Origin of the sequence: Mesorhizobium sp. M7A.F.Ca.CA.002.05.1.1 (genome assembly GCF_003998335.1) — a bacterium.
In the GTDB taxonomy this organism is placed as follows: Bacteria; Pseudomonadota; Alphaproteobacteria; order Rhizobiales; family Rhizobiaceae; genus Mesorhizobium.
The window spans coordinates 1-3,057 of sequence record NZ_RZQI01000734.1; the positions used below are offsets into that span (position 1 = coordinate 1).

Genomic DNA, 3,057 nt, shown 5'->3' on the forward strand with positions numbered 1-3,057 from the left:
GGTTACCCGTTCGAAGCACGCGATCCACAGAGAGTACATTTTCAAAACGGGGATATCCTACAACTACCGATGGAACATCGAACAGCAAATGGAGGTGCTCGGCAGTGGAAACGGTAAGGAAATTCTGAAGAACGCCAACGGGACGAGTGCATTGCTGATGATGACACCCAATACCCTGCTGGAGATCGATTTCAGCTTCGCGCAACCTATCCTTTGGGGACGTTGCCCCACCGAATAGAACACTGGCTTCGCTTCGCTTGGCCATCCAAGCCGGTGTTGCCGTTTTTAGTGCAGCACCAGCATGTCGCTCGACGAGAACGAGATCTCAGCCTTTTCACCAACAGCGGGCGGCGGGGTTGCCGGGCTGTTGAAGGTGTCGAGCGAGACCGTGTTGCCGCCGATGCCGACGCGAACCCGGATGACCGAGCCGAGAAAATGCACTTCGGAGATTTCTCCCGAAAGGCTGGAGTCACGGCCGGGCTGACGGCCCAGCGAAATCGCTTCCGGACGCAGCGCCAGCGACAGCGTGTCGCCGGACTTGGAGCCGTTGAGCTTGCCCTTGAGCGAAACCTGTTCGGAATTGACCCGCACCGTGCCTGCAGCGGCATCGGTGACGGTGCCTTCGAGCACGTTTAGCGTGCCGACGAAATTGGCGACGAACTTGGTCGCCGGGCGGTTGTAGATCTCGAACGGCGTGCCGACCTGCTCGGCCTTGCCGCCATACATGACGGCGATCCGGTCCGAGATCGACAGCGCCTCCTCCTGGTCGTGCGTCACGAAAATGGTTGTGATGCCGAGCTTCTTCTGGATCGAGCGGATTTCCTCGCGCAGCGACACGCGCACCTTGGCGTCGAGCGCCGACAGCGGCTCGTCGAGCAGCAAGAGCTTCGGCTTCGGCGCGATGGCGCGGGCCAGCGCGATGCGTTGCTGCTGGCCGCCCGAGAGCTGGTAGGGATAGCGATCCGCCATCTGCGGCAGCTTGATGATGCCGAGCATCTCGGCGACACGAGCATCGATGTCCGCCCTGGGCATGCCGGCGACCTTCAGGCCGAAGCCGATATTCTGCGCCACGGTCAGGTTTGGAAACAGCGCATAGGCCTGGAACACCATGCCGACATTGCGCTGGTTGGGTTTCAACCTCGTAATGTCCTTGCCGCCGACGACGATCGTGCCGGCGCTCGGCTCCTCGAAGCCCGCCACCATACGCAGCACGGTGGTCTTGCCGCAGCCGGACGGGCCGAGGAAGGAGACGAATTCGCCGCGCTCGACGTCAAGATTGAAGTCCTCGACCACCGTGGTGGCGCCGAAGGATTTTCGAACGTGCTGGATGGAGAGGAATGGGTCGGCCATGGCTTTGACTTTCAGTTCGGACGGTTCGCCGATCTCGGCGCGAAGCGGGACAGGATCTGTATCAGCGACATGCAGCCCCAGGTGATGGCGAAGGCGATGATGGCAAGTGCCGCCGGCTCATAGGCGCGGTTGGCGCCGATATTCTGCAGATAGGGGCCGAAGGCCGGCCGGTTGAGCAGGCTGGCCATGGTGAATTCGCCGATGACGATGGCGAAGGTGAGGAAGGCGCCCGAGAGCACCGCGATCAGCACGTTGGGCAGGATGACACGGGTGATGATCGTCCCCCAACCAGCACCAAGGATCTGTGCCGCCTCCGTCAGTGTGCGCACGTCGATGGTGCGAAGCCCGGTGTCGACGGCGCGATACATGTACGGCAGCGCCAGTGTTGCATAGCCGATGACCAGCAAGGCATTGGTGCCTGTATCGGTCGCCAGGAACGGCAGCGGCGAATTCGACCCGTACATTCTGATGTAGCCGAAGACGATGACGATGGCCGGAATGACCAGCGGCAGCAGGGTAATGAATTCGACGATCGGCCGCAATTGCGGCAGCCGAAGCCGAATCCAATAAGCGGCGGGCACCACGATCAGCACGCCGAGAATGATGGTGAAAACGGCGGCCAGTACCGAATAGCCGAAGGTGGCCTGGAAGCGGGCATCGCCCAACACGACCTTGTAGGCGTCGAAGGAGTACTCCCCGCGCCGCATGCGCATCGAGAACTCCACGGTCGCGATCAGCGGGATGAAAAAGTAGGCCGCGCCAAGAGCAAAGACGAGCCAGGCCCAGAACTTTCCCGACTTCATTTCAGCCACCTCTCGGAACGGGTCCGGAACCAGATGTAGAACACATTGGCAAGACCTGTGATGACGATCATGCCGAAGGCGATGGCATAACCGAGATGGGCATTGTGCAGCACATCTCCACGGATCTGTGCATAGAGCAAAATCGGCACGATGTTGAGCGACGAGCCGGTCAGCGCATAGGCGGTGGCGATGGCGCCGAAGGCGTTGGCGAACAACAGGATCACGGTGCCGAGGAAACTCGGCCAGATCACCGGAATGACCACCATGCGCCAATACTGGGACATGGTCGCGCCCAGCGTCGCGGCGGCCTCGCCCCATTCCTTCTTCAGTCCGTCGATGGCCGGCACGATGATCACCACCATCAATGGTATCTGGAAATAGACATAGGTCAGTGTCAGGCCCCAGAATGACAGGATGTTGAAGCCGTGCGCGTAGATGTTAAGGCCGAACACGGTGTTCAGGATCACCGTCGCAAGGCCGAGGCGGCCGAGCGTGGCGAGGAAGGCAAAGGCCAGCGGCACGCCGGCAAAATTGGAGGCCACGCCGGAAAACGTCAGTGTCGCCGAACGTATCCAGTCTGGCAGGCCACCGCGCACGATGGCGATGGCAATCGCCAGGCCCGCAAATGCGCCAATCAGCGATGACGCAAGACTGATCTTGATCGAAACCCAGTAGGCGGCAACGATGGACGGTTGCGCCAGCGCTGCGATGTTCTCGAGCGTGAATTCGCCGGCATCGTTCTGGAATGCACCCAGCATCAGATAGAGCGTGGGCAGGATGAGGAACATGATGGCGAAGATGAAGAAAGGCGCGACACCAAGCCATTGTGTCGGCAGCCGCATGCTGCGTGCTTCGGCGGGAGGCGCAGTCTTCCCGGTAACAGCGTGGTCGGACAATGAGATAT

At 60.8% G+C, this 3,057-nt stretch carries 4 protein-coding genes; 1 reads left to right on the top strand and 3 read right to left on the bottom strand.

Annotated elements, in window-relative coordinates:
- Positions 1 to 238 (top strand): hypothetical protein (locus tag EN939_RS38655; RefSeq protein WP_206528352.1); only part of this gene is annotated, 238 nt, incomplete at its 5' end.
- Between the two features lie 47 nt (positions 239 to 285).
- On the opposite strand, the gene EN939_RS27510 is transcribed toward EN939_RS38655, so the two are convergent.
- The 3 genes from EN939_RS27510 to EN939_RS27520 are packed head-to-tail and all read right to left on the bottom strand — an operon-like array spanning position 286 to position 3,055.
- Entirely contained in the window at positions 286 to 1,350 is a 1,065-nt protein-coding gene (locus tag EN939_RS27510) for an ABC transporter ATP-binding protein (RefSeq protein ID WP_023810097.1), read from the bottom strand.
- An 11-nt stretch (positions 1,351 to 1,361) separates the two neighbouring features.
- Positions 1,362 to 2,153: an ABC transporter permease gene (locus EN939_RS27515; protein WP_023759707.1), complete on the bottom strand. Its 792-nt coding sequence runs from the start codon at positions 2,151 to 2,153 to the stop codon at positions 1,362 to 1,364.
- Positions 2,150 to 3,055: an ABC transporter permease gene (locus tag EN939_RS27520; RefSeq protein WP_442919566.1), complete on the bottom strand. Its 906-nt coding sequence runs from the start codon at positions 3,053 to 3,055 to the stop codon at positions 2,150 to 2,152. Before EN939_RS27520 ends, EN939_RS27515 begins: the two co-directional genes overlap by 4 nt.
- Between the last annotated feature and the right edge of the window lie 2 nt (positions 3,056 to 3,057).

Bases quoted from the DNA above. Each gene is read 5' to 3' on its own strand.
- EN939_RS27510 (WP_023810097.1), bottom strand. From the start codon at position 1,350: ATGGCCGACCCATTCCTCTCCATCCAGCACGTTCGAAAATCCTTCGGC.
- EN939_RS27515 (WP_023759707.1), bottom strand. From the start codon at position 2,153: ATGAAGTCGGGAAAGTTCTGGGCCTGGCTCGTCTTTGCTCTTGGCGCG.